Source organism: Wohlfahrtiimonas larvae, assembly GCF_002006755.1.
Classification (GTDB): Bacteria; Pseudomonadota; Gammaproteobacteria; order Cardiobacteriales; family Wohlfahrtiimonadaceae; genus Wohlfahrtiimonas; species Wohlfahrtiimonas larvae.
This window is the reverse complement of sequence record NZ_MVDO01000274.1, coordinates 1-641: the sequence shown is the minus strand read 5'-3', so window position 1 is coordinate 641 and position 641 is coordinate 1. Positions and strand designations below refer to the sequence as shown.

Genomic DNA, 641 nt, shown 5'->3' with positions numbered 1-641 from the left:
ATAAATCATAAAATTATAGAGTAAGGAGATGATTATGATGACTAAAGTTTCCGGATCGGATAAAAAACGAGAGTGGCGCAATTTTTTAATATTAGGCTTCATTGGTCTGCCCATTATTACAGTGTTATTAATTTGTGCTTATGGATTTAGCGTTTGGTTTATGCAACTTTTATTCTGGGGACCACCGCATTAAACCTGCTTTTTGAATAATCACACATTATAATTTAGGGGATTATAATATGCAGCTAATTAAGAAAATATTAATAAATCTAAAAAATTTATTTTTAAAACCATCTATGACAATCGGATTGGGCGTTTTGGTGACAGGTGGTTTTATTGCCGGATTATTATTTTGGCAAGCCTTCAATACTGGGATGGAATATACCAACTCTGAACAATTTTGTGTGAGCTGTCACACAATGTCCCATAATGAAGCAGAATTACAAGAAACAGTACATTGGAAAAATCGTACAGGTGTTCGTGCTTATTGTGCAGATTGCCATGTACCACATAATTTTACAGATAAAATTGCTCGCAAAATGCAGGCAAGCCGAGAAGTGTTATCCCATATCATGGGTGATATTGATACAAAAGAAAAATTTGAAGAGAAGCGTTTAGTGCTAGCTCAACGTGAATGGAAG

At 34.5% G+C, this 641-nt stretch carries 2 protein-coding genes; both read left to right on the top strand.

Annotation, left to right across the window (positions count from 1 at the left end; translation table 11 throughout):
• The first annotated feature begins 34 nt into the window (after positions 1-34).
• Positions 35-193, top strand: coding sequence for a periplasmic nitrate reductase, NapE protein (locus BZK14_RS13020; protein WP_077926871.1), 159 nt, complete (start codon positions 35-37; stop codon positions 191-193).
• 46 nt (positions 194-239) lie between these two features.
• A partial coding sequence (locus tag BZK14_RS13015) for a NapC/NirT family cytochrome c (protein ID WP_171973747.1) occupies positions 240-641 on the top strand: 402 nt, incomplete at its 3' end.